Genomic DNA, 17,109 nt, shown 5'->3' with positions numbered 1-17,109 from the left:
AGTTGAGGTGCTACATCATGTTTCGTATGAGCGGACGACCGGTGGCGGCAAAAAGGCTATGAGTCGAGGGGGAATCAGCCAAAGCCGAGCACACCTTCTGATACCCATGAAGCATCGTCATCCTCTCAAACGATAAACGCTGTCCCGGCCGTCTTCAGGCAACGGCGTATCAAGCACCCCTCCCGCCATCGGTAAACCCTGCGCCCATCCCGCGGCCAACACCTGCACGTCCCGCGCTGGGTCGCACGCCCTGACCCTCTCATCGCGCAACCGACACGTCTGGGCATCCGTTGCGAACAAGGCGCGGGCAAAGCCCCGGCCCTGTTCCGAAAGCCGTGCGGTTTTGGGGGCGCGGATCGTTGTAAATACCTCAAACGCCTCGGTGGGCTCGTTGCCGGCAACGGCCAGGCAGCGAGCCAGGTGCCAGGCGTCTTCCAGGGCCTGGCAGGCGCCTTGGCCGGAGGTGGGCAATGGCGCATGCGCAGCGTCGCCGATCAACAGCACGTTCGCGCGGCTCCACGTGTGCAGCGGTTCCAAGTCGTGGACCGCAATTCGCCGGACGGCCTGGATGGGGGTTGCCCGGATGATGCGTGAAACGGGCTCGGGCCATTGGGCGAATTTATGCTCGACCTGCGCCCGGTCATCGGCTTGGCCAGCCCCTTCGTTGGACGGGCATGCTTGCGCAGCGGCCCAATACACCAGGTCAGGTCGAACCGCCACCGCACCGAAGCGCTGCCCCGTTCCCCAGTAATCCTGGATCGACACATCGTCCACCAGTGCACGCGACCCTTGTGCCACGCCGATCCAGTTCACGAACCCTTGATAGCGCGGGGTGTTGTCGCCCGCGACGAACTTGCGTGTCACCGATGCCATGCGCCCGTCCGCACCGATCAGCACGTCTGGGCGGATGCGTGTGCCGTTGCCGAAACGGGCCACGGCTTGGCCCTGGGCATCCAGGTCGATGGCAACTGCCTGGCAGCCGAATTCGACTGCGATCCCCGCCCGCCTTGCATGTACGAGCAGCACGTCCTGCAAATCCCGGCGCAGCACCGTTACGGTGGGGTAGCCCATGGTTCGGTCCAGCAGTTCGATATCCAGGCCTCCCAACGCATTGCCGGCTGCATCGTACCGGCGCATGGCAAGGGGCCTGCCGCCGACGGCCTGGATAGCGTGCAACACGCCGAGCTGCTCCAGCACAAAGCTGGCGTTGGGCCAGAGCGTCACGCCGGCCCCTCCGGCTGCCGGTACACTGCGGCGCTCAAAGACCCGTGGGTTGAAGCCCTGCTTGCGCAACGCCAGCGCCGCGCTCAGCCCTGCAATGCCTGCACCCACTATCGCTATGTCCACGTTCCAGCCCTCCTTGTTCATTCGCTGCCCCGCGCCAGGTCATTGAGCGCTGGGGGCAAAGGGCAATCGTAGATTTCCCCGCTTCAGATCACTAGCGTGCAAAAAAGGGACGTTTTCATACCTCAGGTGGGATAGTCAGTGCGCAATGAGCTCGATCTGAATGCGGTCCGTGTTTATACAGCGGTGGTGGATGAGCAGAGTTTCGTCGGCGCCTCGCGTGTGCTGGCCATGCCGTCTTCGAATGTCAGTCGCCATGTCGCTTCACTGGAGCGACAGCTCGGCACGCGCCTGCTCGAGCGCAGCACCCGTCATCTGCGCATGACCGAAGCGGGGCGGCTGTTATACGCACGAGCCAAGCCCTTGCTCGACGCTTTGCGCAGCACCCAGGAAGCACTCGGTGCTGTACAGCGCGAGCTGCGAGGTCCATTGAAGCTGTGTATGCCGGGTGAGGCTCCCAGGCTGCTGGCGCCCATCCTGGCCGAATTTTGCAGCCTGCACCCTGGCATCGAGCTTGAGTGCGATACCCGGGTGACTGGGCTGCAAGTGCTGCGTGAGGACGTGGACCTGTGCATCCTCTTTCACCGTGGCCGCCAGGAAGACAGCGAGTTCATCACCTGCGAGCTGGCCTGCTTGCCGAGCATCGTGGTCGCTGCCCCGTCTCTGCTGGCCCGTACAGGTATCCCGCAGCACGTTCGAGCGCTGAAGTCGTTGCCTTGCATCACCACGCTCAGCGCGCTCGGCGGGCAACCCTGGCAGTTTCAAGGTGCCAAGGGCGAAATCGTCAAGGTACCGGTGCGCAGCCGTTACCGCGTCAACAGCGGTGAGCTGGCCGTGGCGGGCGCGCGGCAGGGGATAGGGTTTGCGATTGTGGCGGCTTATCCCTGCCAGGACGATCTGGCGGCTGGCCGGTTGCAGGAAGTGGTACTGGATCTGTGCCCGGCGCCTTTGCAGTTGCTGGCGGCGTATAGCCACCGCCATTCAGTGACGGCGCGGGTGCGCGCCCTGCTGGCGTTCATTCGGGAGCGGTTGGAGGCGATGCACAGCTTGCCAGGCGGTTCTGCCGGCGCAGGTTGATCACGGCGTAAAGCGCGCTCACACCGGCAGGCTGTCACGGCCGAAAAAGCGGCCTGTCAGATCGCCTTCACCTTGACCCATTGCTCGGCCTCAAGCCACGCCCCGATCTCGTTGGGGCGCATCGGCCTGGAGAACAGGTAGCCTTGTGCCCAGGTGCAGCCCAGGGTCTTCAGGGTGTTGAGTTCTGCCGCAGTCTCCACGCCTTCGACGATGCACTCCAGTTGCATGTCCTGACACAGGGCAATCAGCGACTTGACGATTTTCAAGCTGGCCGGGTTGAGCTGGATGCCGGTGACGAAGGTGCGGTCCACCTTCAGCTTGGTCAGCGACAACGCATGGATCTGGCTGAGGCTGGAGTAGCCGGTGCCAAAGTCGTCCAGGGAAATGCCGCAGCCCAATTCACGCAGGCGGCTGATGGCGCGCTGGGCTTGTGGCAGGTCCTGGATGGCTGCGGTTTCGGTGATTTCCAGGTCCAGGTACGCAGGGTCGAACCGGCTGCTCCTGATCAACGCCACGATCTGCTGGGCGGCCTCTTCCGAGCCACAGTCATGGGTAGACAGGTTGAAAGACAGGCGCATGCCTGCAGGCCAACTGGCGGCCGTGTCCAGTGCCTTGGTCAGCAGGGGCAGCGTGAGGCGATTGACCATGCCGATGCGCTCGGCGATCGGGATGAAATCACTGGGTGGCACATTACCCAGTTCCGGGCTTTCCCAGCGCGCCAGTGCCTCGAACGCAACGGTTCGCTCGCTGCGGATATCCACGATGGGTTGGAACACCATGTGAAACTCGCGATCAAGGTCCGCCCTGCGCAGGGCCTGCTCGGTCAGCCCTTGTCGATTGAGTTGCTGACGATGGGCAGTGCTGAACAGGCACGCCGTGCCAGGGCGATGACGCTTGCTCTGGTACAGCGCGTAGTCGGCATATTCGTACACTTGCGTGGCTGACGATGCCTGATCCGGAAAGGTGGCGATGCCCAGCGACGCACTGATCTGAATGGGGATGTCCACCAGTACGAATGGCTCGCGCATGCGCGTGCAGACCTTCTCGCCAAAGGCGCGTAGCTGCTCGTCATCCAGGGCCTGGGTAGTGATCAGGCCGAACTCGTCGCCCCCCAGCCGGCTCAGGTGCACGCTGTCGTCGAGCAACTCGTTGAGGCGCTGACCGACCTGATACAGCAGCCGGTCGCCCACACTGTGGCCATACAGGTCGTTGACTGGCTTGAAACCATCCAGGTCAATCAGCCCGACGGCCAGGCGGGCGCCCTGGTCACCAGCTTGGGTCAACAGCGTGTCGAGCCGGGAGAAGAACTGCCGGCGATTGGCAAGCCCGGTCAGGCTGTCCACGTTGGCCAGCTGCAGGTTTTCCTCGCTGAGCCTGGCCGTTTGCGCCTGCATGTTCACCAGCCGGGTGAAGTCGGTGTATTGCGCCTTGAGGATGACCAGCATGGCGATCGATACCAGCAGCACATCGAGCGCGGTGGCAATGAACGTGATGATGGAGGTGGAGGCGAAAAACACCACGAACGCTGTGTTGACCACAGCGGTAGTGGCCAAGGCCGCTGGCAACAGGTGCATCATGCAGAAAATGCAGCCGATCACGGTGATGGCCATGTAGAAGGCGACATGCGCCCGGGTGTAGCTGTCGCCATAGGGAAACAGCGCCAGCGACCAGGCCGTGAAGGCCACGGCAACGAAGGGTGCGAGCGTGTTGGTGCGTTTGAGTGCCGTGACCATCTGGGCCGGGCTGCGCACGCGCCTGCGGGTACGTACCCACTCTATCCCTCGGACCAGGCCGAACACCGTCATGATCATCGGGCAGTACACCACCAGCCAGCGCGGCGCCACCGTGAAGTGGGTGCCCGCCAGCATCAGCGTGTTGATCAGCAGGATGAAGTACATCATGGGCAGCTGGCGCGACAGCGCGATGTATTGCGCCTTGACCAGGTCGGGGTTGTCCTTGGGTACGGACATCAAAGCTCGCAGGCCGAGTAGTGTTTTTTTCATCAGGCGACGCTCTGAAAGTACAACCAGGTGACAAACCGAACGGATTGCCCTTTTTCAGCTTGAAACGAGCAGGGCGGGACGCTGCTCTCACGGACCGTATCGGCCGATCCTCTGGTTGCTGCAATCGTTCAGACTGGTGGCACTTTGATTTCGTTCCCGCCTGCCAACGCCGCGGTGAGTAGCGCCGGTTATTCCGTGCCGGGGGTGTGGCCGAAATAGGCCTTGTAGGCATGGCAGAAGTTCGCCGGGTTGGCATAGCCGATGTGATAGGCGATCTGCGAGATTTGCCATTTGCGTTCCAGTACCAGGAGGCGTGCAAGCTCCAGGCGCTGTTGGCGAATGTACTGCAGGATCGAACAGCCAAACTGCTGGCTGAAGGCCCGGCGCAGGGTGGTCTCGCTCACTTTCAGCTGTTTGGCCAGGGCGGCGACGGACGGCGGGGCAGTGGGGCTGGTGTCCAGCAGCCGACGCGTTTCCAGTGCCAGGTCGCGGCGGCCACGGTCTTGCTGCAGCTCAGGTGTCGGGGCCTGGCTCGACAGATGGCTGGCCAGCTCCAGCACGATCCCCAGGCTCAGGCTTTCGTAGTGCAGGCGGCGCAAGCTCCCGCAGTAGGGCGAGCGATAAAGCTGCTGGAACAGGCGGCTCAGCGAGGGGGACTGGGGCAACTGGTCGAACTGCATGCCATCGGCCAGCAGGGCCAGCAGTGGGTGGAACTGGGGATCGTCCTGAGCCAGTTCGCGCAACGCGTCACCGGCAATGCGCACGCCGGCCATGCGCGCATGGCTGTCGACCGGCAACTGGTCCTGGGCTTCGAGGCTCTCGCTCAGGCCAAGCACGTGCAGCCGACCGGTGTCGTACTGGTTCAGCCTGCCGTCGACCTTGTGCTGCCAGGCGCCGTCGAACACTTGCACGATGCACAGGCTCTCTGGCAGCACCTTGTCGATGCGCAGGGGCTCCGGAAAGTGCAGGTGGCAGTCGAAGTACTGCAAGCCTTGGCGCACGGTCTGTGCCCGATAGTGCCCCGTGGCACTGCCCATCACATGAGCGGCACGCGTATCCAGCACGCCTGCCTGGGCCAGGGAGCCAGGGCTGTCGAAACAGAAGGCGGTATCCAGGTAGGGGGTTAGCGATTGCATGCAGGCTCGGTTTCTCGGTGGGGGCAGCGTCGACCGGAAATGGTAACGCGCGCACATTTTCGACAATAGTCGTTGTGACCAACCGGCTGTTTGTTGTGATGAACGGGCAACTGGGTTGGCAGCCTGGCTATTGAGTCCTTCAATACGCGTTTTGTTGCAGATCAGGAAACAAAATCATGTTCGCTTATCGGAAATGGGCTGCCTTGCTGGTTGCCGCGCTCACCCTGTGTATCGGTCAAGCCCAGGCCGAGGACCGCCCGGACGTGGCCAAGAACGTCGTCGCCTACCTGGGCACTGAAGGGGCCAAGGTGTGGACGCTGCGCATTGGCGATCGCGCGGCCAACGAGGCGCTGGTGCAGGTGGAAGGCGTCGATCACGACTGGGATATGCGCATCCAGAAAATGCACGTCGAGAAAACCGCCAAGGATACCCGCTACTGGACCGACGTCGACGGCAAGAAATTCGTCGTGCTGATCATCCAGGGCATGTGGGGGGGCGAGCTGTACCTGCCCGGCGAGGCGCAACCGCGCCAGGTCGGTTACTCGGAAGGTTTGTCGCATCAGGGCAACGCCGAGGCGTTCCTGACCGATTACCTGGCCGCCAAGAAATAATCGAGGGGCATCGATCATGAGCGAACATACCGATCCATTGGCCGACCTGTCCGGCTCGCTGGGCAATGAGTACGACCAGTCGCGCACGGCCCAGCGCGAGCGCGTGGTCGCCGAGCTTCGGCAAGTGATCGAGCGCGTGCCGGAGCAGAGCGAATTCACCAACTCTCGCCGTTACCGCGTGTGGGGGCCTGTATGGCTGGTCGGTGCCCTGATTCTGTTCGGAATCGGCATCAGCATGCAGCGCACCGGGCCGATCGTGGCCACCGCCTTCATCGTGCTCATCGCCGCTGTTGTGACCTGGCAGCACCGCAACGCCGGTACCCAGGTGTTCATGCGCCTGACACGCCGTCAACTGTTCGTCGACACGTTGGACGCGCCAGTGGACCTGGCCCAAGTGCAGGACATCTCGGTCAAGGATGAAGGGCTGGTGATGATGCAGACGCTGGAGATGAGCAGCGATGCTGCACTGCCTACCCACCGAGTGGCGAGGCTGCAGTTCTTCGGTAACCAGGCCATGGTCCTGAAAAAGCCGCGCCCCCAGATCCGTATCATGTCGGCTGGGCTGGCGCAGAACGGACGCAAGCTGTCCAACGAAGAAGTGCTGGCCGTGCTGACGGCCTACTGCGATGCCGCCCACGCTCAGCGTCAGCTCGAGCTGCTGCAGGCCAATGGATAACTCCGGCGCCAATGACGACCTGGCCTACCTGCAGGTCCATGCCGTCGGGCCCGATGAGTCGTTCGAGCTGCGCGAGCACTCGCTGGGCAAGGCACTTGCGTGTGCAATCATCGGGCTGGTGGCACTTGGGCTCGGTGGCTGGCTCGCGAGCTTGCCGATGGTCTTCGGCCCGCAGACCTCCACCGCGGTGGTGGTGTTGCTATGGGCATTCGGTGCAGGGCTGGCCGGCATCGGGCTGGTGGCCCTGGTTTGCGCCTGGGCGCTGTATCAGCGCCATGGGCAGTGCGCACTGGCGGTGACCCGTGACACGGTCGGCTTCGCCAACGCCTTGGCCCCAGTACCATGGGAAGCGTTCGAGGGCTTCGATGTCGAACAACGGCGGCTGAGTACGCACCTGGTGTTCAGCCTTGCCGCGTTCGGTGCTGCACCTGTGCTCAAGGCCTCGAGTTTCAAAGCGCTGGCAGCCCCTGATGCCCAGCTGATTGCCGGTGGCCTGCGGCTCAAGGTGTGGGCCTGTAACTTCACCCTGACCGGGCGCAGGCTCACGCTGGCAGAACTGGTGGACGTGCTTTACCCCTACCTGCAGGCAGCACAGGCCAGGCGTACCTTGGCACAGTTGTTCCCGGCCGTGGCTCGCCAGGGTGATGCCCTGCGGCGGGCTGGGCCATGAGCAACGGGGCCATACGGCTGCTCAGGCGCCTGGGCTGGGGCTTGGCCCTGCTGCTGTTGCCGCTGCTGGTACTGGGGTGGAGCCAGGTGCAACTCTGGCGCCTCGAGGTGGCACAGGCGCAGGCTCAGGTGATGCGCCAGTGGCTGGATACGCCAAGCGACACGCTCTTGCAGGCCCTGCCCAAGGCCGAGCGTAACCCATACCTGCCCCAGGCAGACCGACGTGAGCGGTTTCAGCGTGAAGTGGACCGCTATGAGGCGGGCCTTGGCGGGCAGTCTCTGCGCAAGGTCCTGGCAGTCACGAGCGGCCTGCTGGCGGTTCTGGCCCTGCTCACTGCGGCCGGGGCGTGGCTCAGGCTCAGACTGGACGCCTGGCGGGCGCTGCGCTCATCTGAGTTCCTGCAGCAGCACATGACCCAGCGTTGGCGTGCCCTGGGCAAGTGGCTGGTACTGCATCTGGGCTTGCTGGCTGCCGCATTGAGCCTTGCCTTGCTGTACGAGCTGAGCGTTGCGACCAGCCGGGTGGCCGAGGGTGGGTTGACGGTGCTGTTCATCGTGTTGCCGCTGGCTTCGTGCGTGCTGGTCTGCCTGCAACTGGCCAGGCGGTTGCATCGACGCTGGCCGCTCGTGCTCGATCAAGGCACGTCCTTTCTGGGCAGAGCGCTTGATCGGGACAGTGCACCGGGGGTATGGCGCTGGGTCGAGGGCCTGGCGGCGCAGCTTCAGGCACCGGTCCCCGACAACATCGTGGTTGGCCTCGATCAGGGCTTTTTCGTCACCAGCGTGCCGATTCTGCTTCAGCCTGCAGGCTTGCCGCTGGCGGGGCGCACGCTGTACTTGCCGCTGCCTTACCTGGGTATGCTCAGCCAGGCAGAAGCGGGTGCGGTCATTGGACACGAGCTGGGCCATTTCCGGCATCAGGACACCGAACGCGCCAGCCAGACCAACGCACAGTTCAGCATGATGCGTGCTCATTTCTCGGCGCTGGTCGGCCATGACGAGCCCGCGCCCTGGACGCAACGCCCGACGCTGTGGATGGCCTGGCAGTTCCTGCATCATTTTCAGCGTGCGGTGCTGCACTGGGGGCGGTCGCAAGAGCTGCTGGCGGACCAGGCAGGCGCTGCAGTCGGCGGACAACGGCTGTTTGCGCAGACCTTGCTGCGCATCATTGCGCTGCAGCCTGCGGTCGATACGGTGCTGGCGACGTGCGGTGGACAAGGTATCGATCGAGCCCTGCCTGGCTACCTTGAGCATCACCCGCTGCAGGTGGGCGACGAGGTGCTGGGTGCCGCCATGGCGCACCCCTTCGACACTCACCCTGCAGCCGCTTCCCGCCTGCAGGCGTTGGGTGTTGCGCCCGACCCGGCGCTGCTGTTCGCCGCTACCCGGGCACCGGGCGTCGAGGAGCGCCACTGGTTCGGCCGACTGTGCACGGGGCGCGCGCTCAAGCCGATTGAGCGCGCCCAGGACACATCGGATTGATCCTTCACTTAATCTTTCCCATTCGCAGGTGTATCGTATTCGCCCTTCCTCATCAGCGCCTGCTGGTGAACTGTTTGTGCCGAACACGAGGTACCCGCTGCGATGTCCTTCACCCGTCGACAAATGCTCAAGGGCCTGACCGGCCTGGTTGTGGTTGGCCTGGGCGCGGGGGGCGCCGCGCGGTACTGGCTGGGCAAGGTCGAAGATGACAATGCCGGCCATGACTACGAGCTGATCGCAGCGCCCCTTGACGTCGAACTGGTCCCTGGACACACGACTCAAGCCTGGGCGTTCGGGCCCAGTGCCCCTGGGACCGAGCTGCGCGTGCGGCAGGGTACCTGGCTGCGCGTGCGCTTCATCAACCACCTGCCGATCGAGACCACCATCCACTGGCATGGCATCCGCTTGCCGCTGGAAATGGATGGCGTGCCGTATGTGTCGCAATTGCCAGTCAAGCCAGGGGAGTATTTCGACTACAAGTTCCGGGTGCCCGATGCCGGCAGCTACTGGTACCACCCCCATGTCAGCAGCTCCGAAGAGCTGGGCCGGGGCCTGGTGGGCCCGCTGATCGTCGAGGAGCGCGAACCCACCGGTTTCAAGCATGAGCGCACGCTCAACCTCAAGACCTGGCATGTGGACGAGCAGGGGGGCTGGATGCCGTTCAGCGTCCCGCGCGAGGCGGCGCGCAATGGGACGGCAGGGCGGCTGATCACCATCAACGGCCAAGCCGATGCCGTGACCGAGCTGCCGGCAGGGCAGGTGGTGCGCGTGCGCCTGCTGAATCTGGACAACACCTGGACGTACCGCATCAACCTCAAGGGCAACTGCGAAGCGCGGATCTACGCGCTCGATGGCAACCCCGTCACCCCCCGGCCATTGGAGGATGACTACTGGCTGGGGCCTGGCATGCGCATTTGCCTGGCGATCCGCATTCCCGAGGCCGGCGAAGAGATCTCCCTTCGCGATGGCTTCGTGCGCCTGGGCACCCTGCGCGCGGTGGCCAACCCGGATGCGCCCAGCGACTGGCCAGCGGCGCTGCCGCCCAACCCCATCGCCGAGCCGGACCTGGAAAACGCCGAAAAGCTCAACTTCAACTTCGAGTGGGCAGGCAAGGTGTCGGTCGGCACCGACCAGGGCAAGCCGCCGAGCCTGTGGCAGATCAACGGTCAGGCCTGGGACATCACCGACAAGACCTGCGCCGATCGCCCGATCGCGACGCTGACCAAGGGCAAGAGCTACATTTTCGAATTGAAGAACATGACCCAGTACCAGCACCCCATCCACTTGCACGGCATGAGCTTCAAGGTGATTGGTTCCAACCGGCATGACATCAAGGAGCCGTGGTTCACCGACACCTACCTGCTGGGCAAGAACGAGCGCGCCCAGGTTGCGCTGGTCGCCGATAACCCGGGCACCTGGATGTTCCACTGCCACGTCATCGACCACATGGAAACCGGCCTGATGGCCGCGATCGCGGTGGTCTGATGCGACCGCAGATCATCGACCGTAGCCATGACCAGACCTACATGCGCATGGCGTTGGCGTTGGCCGCCGAGGGCGCCCAGCTGGGCGAGGTGCCGGTGGGCGCTGTGCTGGTGCAGGACGGCCAGGTCATCGGCCAGGGCTTCAACCGCCCGATCACCGACAGCGACCCCAGCGCCCATGCCGAGATGGTGGCGATCCGCGCCGCCGCGCGGGCGGTCGGCAACTACCGCCTGCCGGGTAGCACGCTGTACGTGACCTTGGAGCCGTGCAGCATGTGCGCCGGCTTGATCGTGCATTCGCGGGTGATGCGCGTGGTCTTCGGCGCACTGGAACCCAAGGCCGGGATCGTGCAGAGCCAGGGCCAGTTCTTCGGGCAAGGCTTCCTGAACCACCGTGTGCTGGTGGAGGGGGGCGTGATGGCCGAAGCGTGCGGGCAAGTGCTCAGTGACTTCTTCAAGGCTCGCCGGGCCAAGCCGTGACGGGACCGGCTACAACGGCGCTGATTGCTCTGCCGGTTTAGCCTTGTTCACACCCGGTACATGCAGGTCGCCCTCGGCCACCTGGCCTTCGAGCTGAGGCTGGGTAACCCAGGTGAGAATGTCGTAGTAGCGGCGGATGTTGGCGACGAAGTGCACCGGTTCGCCGCCCCGCGCATAGCCGTACTTGGTCTGGCGGTACCATTGCTTCTGCGCCAGGCGCGGTAGCATCTTCTTCACATCCAGCCACTTGTTGGGGTTGAGCTTTTCGCGCTTGGCCAGGGTGCGCGCATCTTCCAGGTGGCCGCTGCCGACGTTGTAGGCGGCCAGCGCGAACCAGGTGCGGTCGGGCTCCTGGATGCTGTCGTCCAGCTCGGCCTTGATCTTCATGAAGTACTTGGCGCCACCCTTGATGCTCTGCTTGGGGTCCAGGCGGTTGGAAACCCCCATGGCCTGGGCGGTGCGCTGGGTCAGCATCATCAAGCCACGCACGCCGGTCTTGGAGGTGACCTCCGGCTGCCACATGGATTCCTGGTAGCCGATGGCGGCCAACAGGCGCCAGTCCACCTGCTCGACCTTGGCATAGCTCTTGAAATGCTTTTCGTACTTGGGCAAACGTTGCTGCAGGTGCTGGGCGAAGGTGTAGGCGCCCACATAGCCCAGTACGTCGACATGCCCGTAATAGCGGTCCTTCAGGCGCTGCAGGGTGCCATTCTTCTGGGACTTGTCGAGGAATTCGTTCACCTCGTTCAACAGGCTGTTGTCCTCGCCTGCGGCGACGGCCCAGCGCTGGTCACGAGACTCGCCCAGGTCGAAGGCCACGCGCACATTAGGGAAGTACACCTGGTTCATGGCCAGTTCGTTGGAGTCGACCAGGGTAAGGTCGATCTGCCCTTCGTCGACCATGCGCAGCAGGTCGACCACCTCCACGGCATCGGACTCTTCGTATTGCAGGCCCGGGTACTGTTTTTTCAGCTCGGCCAGCTGATCGGCATGGCTGCTGCCCTTGAGCACCATGATCTTCTTGCCGACCAAGCCTTGGGCGCTGGTCGGGCGCGAGCGGCCATTGCGGTAGATGACCTGAGGCGTCACCTCAAGGTAGGGGTGAGAAAACTTCGCCTGGACCTGGCGCCGTTCGCTGCTGACAAGGCCGGCGGCTGCCAGCACCGGGCCGGACGGCTTGCCAAGGTCGTCGAACAGTTCGTCGAGGTTGTCGGCGGTCTCGATTTCCAGCTTCACGCCCAGGTCATCGGCAAAATGCTTGACCAGTTCGTACTCGAAGCCGGTCTCACCGTTGCGATCCTGGAAATAGGTGGCCGGGCTGTTGCGGGTGATCACGCGCAGCACACCGTCCTCCTTCACGCGCTCGAGGGTACTGGGTTTTTCAACGCAGCCACCAAGCAGCAGAAAGAGTCCGGTTGCGAAAAGCCATCTGGCGCAACGCTGGCGCAAAGCAGTGTGGGTGAACATAGGTTGCAGTATACGCAAAGGACTGGCCGTGCCATATCTCGACAACGGCTAGCTTGTCTGATAGCGCTTACTGGGGTTTGTCACTCGTGCGCACCGTCCAGCGCTGCGTTCATGGTCTGGTACAGGGTGCAGGCCCTGCATCAGAGCGATCGCCCCCCCTTTTGCCAGCCCGGGCAGGCGCTGCCGATGAGCTGCCAACACGGCCCCTGACAAGTGGTAGAACCCCCGGAAATTTTGACCCGCCGGTCCGGTTCCGCCGCCCGGCAGCCATGCGCTACAGCGGGTGCCGCAAGCCAACGAATTAGGCTAGAATGCACGGCCTCCAAGCACACCCCTTCTGAGGCTGTCCCGACGATGTTGATCCTGCGCGGCGCTCCTGCCCTTTCTGCCTTTCGCCACGGTAAGTTACTCGAGCAACTGAGCCAGAAAGTCCCCGCTGTTACTGGTTTGTATGCCGAATTTGCCCACTTCGCCGATACCGACGGCGAGCTGACCGCCGACCAGCAGCAGGTGCTGGGCCGTCTGCTCAAGTACGGCCCGAGCGTACCGGTGCAGGAGCCCGCCGGTCGCCTGTTCCTGGTCGTACCGCGCCTGGGCACCATTTCGCCCTGGGCCAGCAAGGCCAGCGACATCGCCCACAACTGCGGCCTGCAGTCGATCCAGCGCCTGGAGCGCGGCATTGCGTACTACGTTGCCGGTGACCTCAGCGACGCCGAGGCCGAGCAGGTGTCGGCGCAGTTGCACGACCGCATGACCCAGCGCGTGCTGGGCCAGCTTGAGCAGGCCGCCGACATGTTCAGCCACGCCCAGCCAAGGCCCATGACGTCAGTGGACATCCTCGCCGGTGGCCGCGACGCTCTGGCCCAGGCCAACATCGACCTCGGCCTGGCATTGGCCGAGGACGAGGTGGACTACCTGGTCACCGCGTTCCAGGGCCTCAAGCGCAACCCCAACGACATCGAACTGATGATGTTCGCCCAGGCCAACTCCGAGCACTGTCGCCACAAGATCTTCAACGCCAGTTGGGACATCGACGGCCAGGCGCAGGACAAGAGCCTGTTCGGCATGATCAAGAACACCTACCAGATGCACAGCGAAGGTGTGCTGTCGGCGTACAAGGACAACGCTTCGGTCATCGTCGGCAACGTTGCTGGTCGTTTCTACCCGAACCCTGAAACCCGCCAGTATGGTGCGGTGCAGGAGCCGGTACACATTCTGATGAAGGTGGAAACCCACAACCACCCGACCGCCATCGCTCCCTTCTCCGGGGCATCGACCGGTTCTGGCGGCGAAATCCGTGACGAAGGTGCCACCGGCCGTGGCGCCAAGCCCAAGGCCGGCCTCACCGGCTTCACCGTGTCCAACCTGCGCATCCCAGGCTTCGAGCAGCCCTGGGAGCAGGACTACGGCAAGCCTGGCCGCATCGTCGACGCCCTCGACATCATGGTCGAAGGCCCGCTGGGCGGCGCTGCCTTCAACAACGAGTTCGGGCGTCCGGCCCTGACCGGCTACTTCCGTACCTTCGAGCAGTCCATCAACACCCCGCACGGCGAAGAAGTGCGCGGTTACCACAAGCCGATCATGCTGGCCGGCGGCATGGGCAACATCCGCGAAGATCACGTGCAGAAGGGCGAGATCACCGTCGGTGCCAAGCTGATCGTGTTGGGCGGTCCGGCCATGCTGATCGGCCTGGGTGGCGGCGCCGCTTCGTCGGTGGCCACCGGCGCCAGCTCGGCCGACCTCGACTTCGCCTCGGTGCAGCGCGAAAACCCCGAGATGGAGCGCCGTTGCCAGGAGGTCATCGACCGTTGCTGGCAGTTGGGTGAACACAACCCCATCGCCTTCATCCACGACGTGGGGGCGGGCGGTATCTCCAATGCGTTCCCTGAACTGGTGAACGACGGCGGTCGCGGTGGCCGCTTCGAGCTGCGCAACGTGCCCAATGACGAGCCGGGCATGGCCCCGCACGAAATCTGGAGCAACGAATCCCAGGAACGCTATGTACTGGCAGTCAGCGCCGAGGACTTCGAGCGCTTTCAGGCCATCTGCGAGCGCGAGCGCTGCCCGTTCGCAGTCGTCGGCGAGGCGACTGCCGAGCCGCACCTGACTGTGACCGACAGCCACTTTGGCAACACGCCGGTCGACATGCCGCTGGACGTGCTGCTCGGCAAACCGCCGCGCATGCACCGCTCGGTCAGCCGCGAAGCCGAGTTGGGCGACGACTTCGATCCGAGCACCCTGGACCTGGACAGCGCTGCGCAGCGCGTGCTGAACCACCCGGCCGTTGCCAGCAAGAGCTTCCTGATCACCATTGGCGACCGCACCATCACCGGCCTTGTGGCGCGCGACCAGATGGTCGGCCCCTGGCAGGTGCCGGTGGCTGACTGTGCCGTCACCGCCACCAGCTTCGACGTGTACACCGGTGAAGCCATGGCCATGGGCGAGCGTACCCCGCTGGCCCTGCTCGATGCCCCGGCTTCCGGGCGCATGGCCATCGGCGAGGTCCTGACCAACATGGCCGGCGCGCGTATCGACAAACTGTCCGACATCAAGCTGTCGGCCAACTGGATGTCGGCCGCCGGCCACCCGGGCGAAGACGCCCGCTTGTACGACACCGTCAAGGCTGTGGGCATGGAGCTGTGCCCAGAGCTGGGCCTGACGATTCCGGTCGGCAAAGACTCCATGTCGATGAAAACCAAGTGGAGCGAGGACGGCGTGGACAAGAGCGTGACCTCGCCGATGTCGCTGATCGTCAGCGGCTTTGCGCCGGTTACCGACATCCGCGGCACCCTGACCCCGCAATTGCGCATGGACAAGGGCGAGACGGACCTGATCCTGATCGACCTGGGCCGTGGCAAGAACCGCATGGGCGCGTCGATCCTGGCGCAGACCTACGGCAAGCTCGGTGCCCAGGCGCCGGATGTGGACGATGCCGAAGACCTCAAGGCGTTCTTCGCCGTCATCCAGGGCCTGAATGCCGACGGCCACCTGCTGGCCTACCATGACCGCTCCGACGGCGGCCTCTTCGCCACCGTGCTGGAAATGGCCTTCGCGGGTCACTGCGGTCTGGACTTGCACCTCGATCCGCTGACCGACAGCAAGGCCGACATCCCGGCCATCCTGTTCAACGAAGAGCTGGGCGCGGTCATTCAGGTGCGTCAGGACGCTACCCCGGACGTACTGGTCCAGTTCAGCGCCGCTGGCTTGGGTGAGCAGTGCGTGGCGGTGATCGGCAAGCCGGTCAACAACGCCGAAGTCTCCATCAGCCTGAACGGCGAAGTGCTGTTCGATGACGACCGCCGCATGCTTCAGCGCCAGTGGGCTGAGACCAGCTACCAGATCCAGCGCCTGCGCGACAACGCCGATTGCGCGGATCAGGAATTCGACCTGCTGCTCGAAGAAGACAACCCAGGGCTGTCGGTCAAGTTGGGCTTTGATGTCAACGACGACATCGCCGCGCCCTACATCAAGAAAGGCGTGCGCCCGCAAGTGGCCATCCTGCGTGAGCAGGGCGTCAACGGCCAGGTCGAAATGGCGGCTGCCTTCGACCGTGCCGGTTTCGCGGCCATCGACGTGCACATGAGCGACATCCTTGCTGGTCGCGTGGACTTCGAGGCCTTCAAGGGCTTGGTCGCATGTGGCGGCTTCTCCTACGGCGACGTGTTGGGTGCAGGCGAGGGCTGGGCCAAGTCGGCCCTGCTCAACAGCCGTGCGCGTGATGCCTTCCAGGCGTTCTTCGAGCGTAACGACAGCTTCGCCCTGGGGGTGTGCAACGGTTGCCAGATGATGTCCAACCTGCACGAGCTGATTCCGGGCACCGAGTACTGGCCGCACTTCGTGCGTAACCGCTCCGAGCAGTTCGAGGCGCGGGTGGCCATGGTCGAGGTGCAGAAGTCCAACTCGATCTTCCTGCAGGGCATGGCCGGCTCGCGCATGCCGATCGCCATCGCCCACGGCGAGGGCCATGCCGAGTTCGCCAGTGAAGAGGCCTTGCTGGAGGCCGATGTGTCCGGTTGCGTGGCGCTGCGTTACGTGGACAACCACGGCAAGGTCACCGAGGCCTACCCGGCCAACCCCAACGGCTCGCCACGCGGTATCACGGGGCTCACCAGCCGCGACGGCCGCGTGACCATCATGATGCCGCACCCGGAGCGTGTGTTCCGTGCCGTGCAGAACTCGTGGCGCCCGGATGAGTGGCAGGAAGATGCGGCGCTGATGCGTATGTTCCGCAATGCGCGGGTGTGGGTGAACTAAGGCGTGTACAAGCTCGCCTTCTTCGTCCCTGCCAGCCATGTGGAGGTGGTCAAGGCTGCTGTGTTCGCCGCAGGTGGTGGGCACATGGGTGATTATGACCACTGTGCTTGGCAGACCTTGGGCCAGGGCCAGTTTCGTCCATTGGACGGCAGTTCGCCGTTTCTTGGGCGGGCGGGTCAGGTCGAGGTGGTGGAGGAGTGGAGGGTAGAGCTTGTGGTGGGCGATGACCTGATTCGTCAGGTTGTTGCTGCGCTCAAGCAGAGTCATCCGTATGAGACGCCGGCCTATGAGGTTTATCGGTTGGTGGACTTTTAATGCTCGTCGTGGTGGGTGAGGGGTGAGTTAGCCTCTTACAGGTTGGGTCGGGAGTTTTGATGGGTTTCGATATCCTGCCTGATGATGTGGAAGTTCTAAGTTCTAAGTTCT

Annotated in this window: 13 protein-coding genes; 9 read left to right on the top strand and 4 right to left on the bottom strand. The window is 63.9% G+C overall.

The window, feature by feature from the left end:
* Positions 1-117 precede the first annotated feature (117 nt).
* Positions 118-1,347 carry an FAD-dependent oxidoreductase gene (locus tag B2Y33_RS04110; RefSeq protein ID WP_206405463.1) on the bottom strand — a complete coding sequence of 410 codons (1,230 nt, stop codon included), beginning with the start codon at positions 1,345-1,347 and terminating at the stop codon, positions 118-120.
* A 138-nt stretch (positions 1,348-1,485) separates the two neighbouring features.
* Here B2Y33_RS04110 and B2Y33_RS04105 point away from each other — a divergent pair, with 138 nt between their 5' ends.
* Complete coding sequence (locus tag B2Y33_RS04105; protein WP_027913802.1) at positions 1,486-2,421, top strand: LysR family transcriptional regulator; 936 nt, start codon at positions 1,486-1,488, stop codon at positions 2,419-2,421.
* Between the two features lie 56 nt (positions 2,422-2,477).
* Here B2Y33_RS04105 and B2Y33_RS04100 read toward each other — a convergent pair whose 3' ends face one another.
* Together B2Y33_RS04100 and B2Y33_RS04095 are read right to left on the bottom strand one after the other, a co-directional pair.
* On the bottom strand, positions 2,478-4,424 hold the full coding sequence (locus B2Y33_RS04100; RefSeq protein WP_033694923.1) for a putative bifunctional diguanylate cyclase/phosphodiesterase: 1,947 nt from the start codon (positions 4,422-4,424) through the stop codon (positions 2,478-2,480).
* 188 nt (positions 4,425-4,612) lie between these two features.
* Positions 4,613-5,560, bottom strand: coding sequence for a helix-turn-helix transcriptional regulator (locus tag B2Y33_RS04095; protein WP_128610233.1), 948 nt, complete (start codon positions 5,558-5,560; stop codon positions 4,613-4,615).
* A 176-nt stretch (positions 5,561-5,736) separates the two neighbouring features.
* Between B2Y33_RS04095 and B2Y33_RS04090 the strand changes: the two genes are divergently transcribed.
* From B2Y33_RS04090 to tadA, 6 genes are all read left to right on the top strand, one after another.
* Positions 5,737-6,171 (top strand): hypothetical protein, encoded by a 435-nt coding sequence (locus B2Y33_RS04090; RefSeq protein WP_027913805.1) that lies wholly within the window; start codon positions 5,737-5,739, stop codon positions 6,169-6,171.
* 16 nt (positions 6,172-6,187) lie between these two features.
* The gene (locus B2Y33_RS04085) at positions 6,188-6,847 is read left to right on the top strand and encodes a hypothetical protein (RefSeq protein WP_027913806.1); all 660 of its coding nucleotides are present in this window, start codon (positions 6,188-6,190) and stop codon (positions 6,845-6,847) included.
* Positions 6,840-7,517: a hypothetical protein gene (locus B2Y33_RS04080; protein ID WP_027913807.1), complete on the top strand. Its 678-nt coding sequence runs from the start codon at positions 6,840-6,842 to the stop codon at positions 7,515-7,517. Before B2Y33_RS04085 ends, B2Y33_RS04080 begins: the two co-directional genes overlap by 8 nt.
* The gene (locus tag B2Y33_RS04075) at positions 7,514-8,998 is read left to right on the top strand and encodes a M48 family metallopeptidase (protein ID WP_033694924.1); all 1,485 of its coding nucleotides are present in this window, start codon (positions 7,514-7,516) and stop codon (positions 8,996-8,998) included. The genes B2Y33_RS04080 and B2Y33_RS04075 overlap by 4 nt, the downstream gene beginning before the upstream one ends.
* A gap of 102 nt (positions 8,999-9,100) precedes the next feature.
* Positions 9,101-10,483, top strand: a complete 1,383-nt coding sequence (locus B2Y33_RS04070; protein ID WP_028687082.1) for a multicopper oxidase family protein — start codon at positions 9,101-9,103, stop codon at positions 10,481-10,483.
* Positions 10,483-10,962, top strand: a complete 480-nt coding sequence (tadA, locus tag B2Y33_RS04065) for a tRNA adenosine(34) deaminase TadA (RefSeq protein ID WP_023533384.1) — start codon at positions 10,483-10,485, stop codon at positions 10,960-10,962. Before B2Y33_RS04070 ends, tadA begins: the two co-directional genes overlap by 1 nt.
* A gap of 9 nt (positions 10,963-10,971) precedes the next feature.
* Here tadA and mltF read toward each other — a convergent pair whose 3' ends face one another.
* Positions 10,972-12,429, bottom strand: a complete 1,458-nt coding sequence (gene mltF / locus B2Y33_RS04060; RefSeq protein WP_028687083.1) for a membrane-bound lytic murein transglycosylase MltF — start codon at positions 12,427-12,429, stop codon at positions 10,972-10,974.
* A gap of 354 nt (positions 12,430-12,783) precedes the next feature.
* On the opposite strand from mltF, the gene purL reads away from it, so the two are divergent.
* Complete coding sequence (gene purL, locus B2Y33_RS04055) at positions 12,784-16,683, top strand: phosphoribosylformylglycinamidine synthase (protein WP_288632769.1); 3,900 nt, start codon at positions 12,784-12,786, stop codon at positions 16,681-16,683.
* 3 nt (positions 16,684-16,686) lie between these two features.
* Positions 16,687-16,998, top strand: a complete 312-nt coding sequence (locus B2Y33_RS04050; RefSeq protein WP_027913812.1) for an NGG1p interacting factor 3 protein, NIF3 — start codon at positions 16,687-16,689, stop codon at positions 16,996-16,998.
* Positions 16,999-17,109: the final 111 nt, after the last annotated feature.

Origin of the sequence: Pseudomonas sp. UBA5666 (genome assembly GCF_002420785.1) — a bacterium.
GTDB lineage: Bacteria > Pseudomonadota > Gammaproteobacteria > Pseudomonadales > Pseudomonadaceae > Aquipseudomonas > Aquipseudomonas fulva.
The sequence above is the reverse complement of the archived record's forward strand: the minus strand, read 5'-3'. Positions and strand labels throughout refer to the sequence as shown.

Excerpts from the sequence above, each read along its gene's own strand:
- B2Y33_RS04100 (WP_033694923.1), bottom strand. The coding sequence starts at position 4,424 with ATGAAAAAAACACTACTCGGCCTGCGAGCTTTGATGTCCGTACCCAAG.
- B2Y33_RS04095 (WP_128610233.1), bottom strand. The coding sequence starts at position 5,560 with ATGCAATCGCTAACCCCCTACCTGGATACCGCCTTCTGTTTCGACAGC.
- B2Y33_RS04090 (WP_027913805.1), top strand. The coding sequence starts at position 5,737 with ATGTTCGCTTATCGGAAATGGGCTGCCTTGCTGGTTGCCGCGCTCACC.
- B2Y33_RS04085 (WP_027913806.1), top strand. The coding sequence starts at position 6,188 with ATGAGCGAACATACCGATCCATTGGCCGACCTGTCCGGCTCGCTGGGC.
- B2Y33_RS04080 (WP_027913807.1), top strand. The coding sequence starts at position 6,840 with ATGGATAACTCCGGCGCCAATGACGACCTGGCCTACCTGCAGGTCCAT.
- B2Y33_RS04075 (WP_033694924.1), top strand. The coding sequence starts at position 7,514 with ATGAGCAACGGGGCCATACGGCTGCTCAGGCGCCTGGGCTGGGGCTTG.
- B2Y33_RS04070 (WP_028687082.1), top strand. The coding sequence starts at position 9,101 with ATGTCCTTCACCCGTCGACAAATGCTCAAGGGCCTGACCGGCCTGGTT.
- tadA (WP_023533384.1), top strand. The coding sequence starts at position 10,483 with ATGCGACCGCAGATCATCGACCGTAGCCATGACCAGACCTACATGCGC.
- mltF (WP_028687083.1), bottom strand. The coding sequence starts at position 12,429 with ATGTTCACCCACACTGCTTTGCGCCAGCGTTGCGCCAGATGGCTTTTC.
- purL (WP_288632769.1), top strand. The coding sequence starts at position 12,784 with ATGTTGATCCTGCGCGGCGCTCCTGCCCTTTCTGCCTTTCGCCACGGT.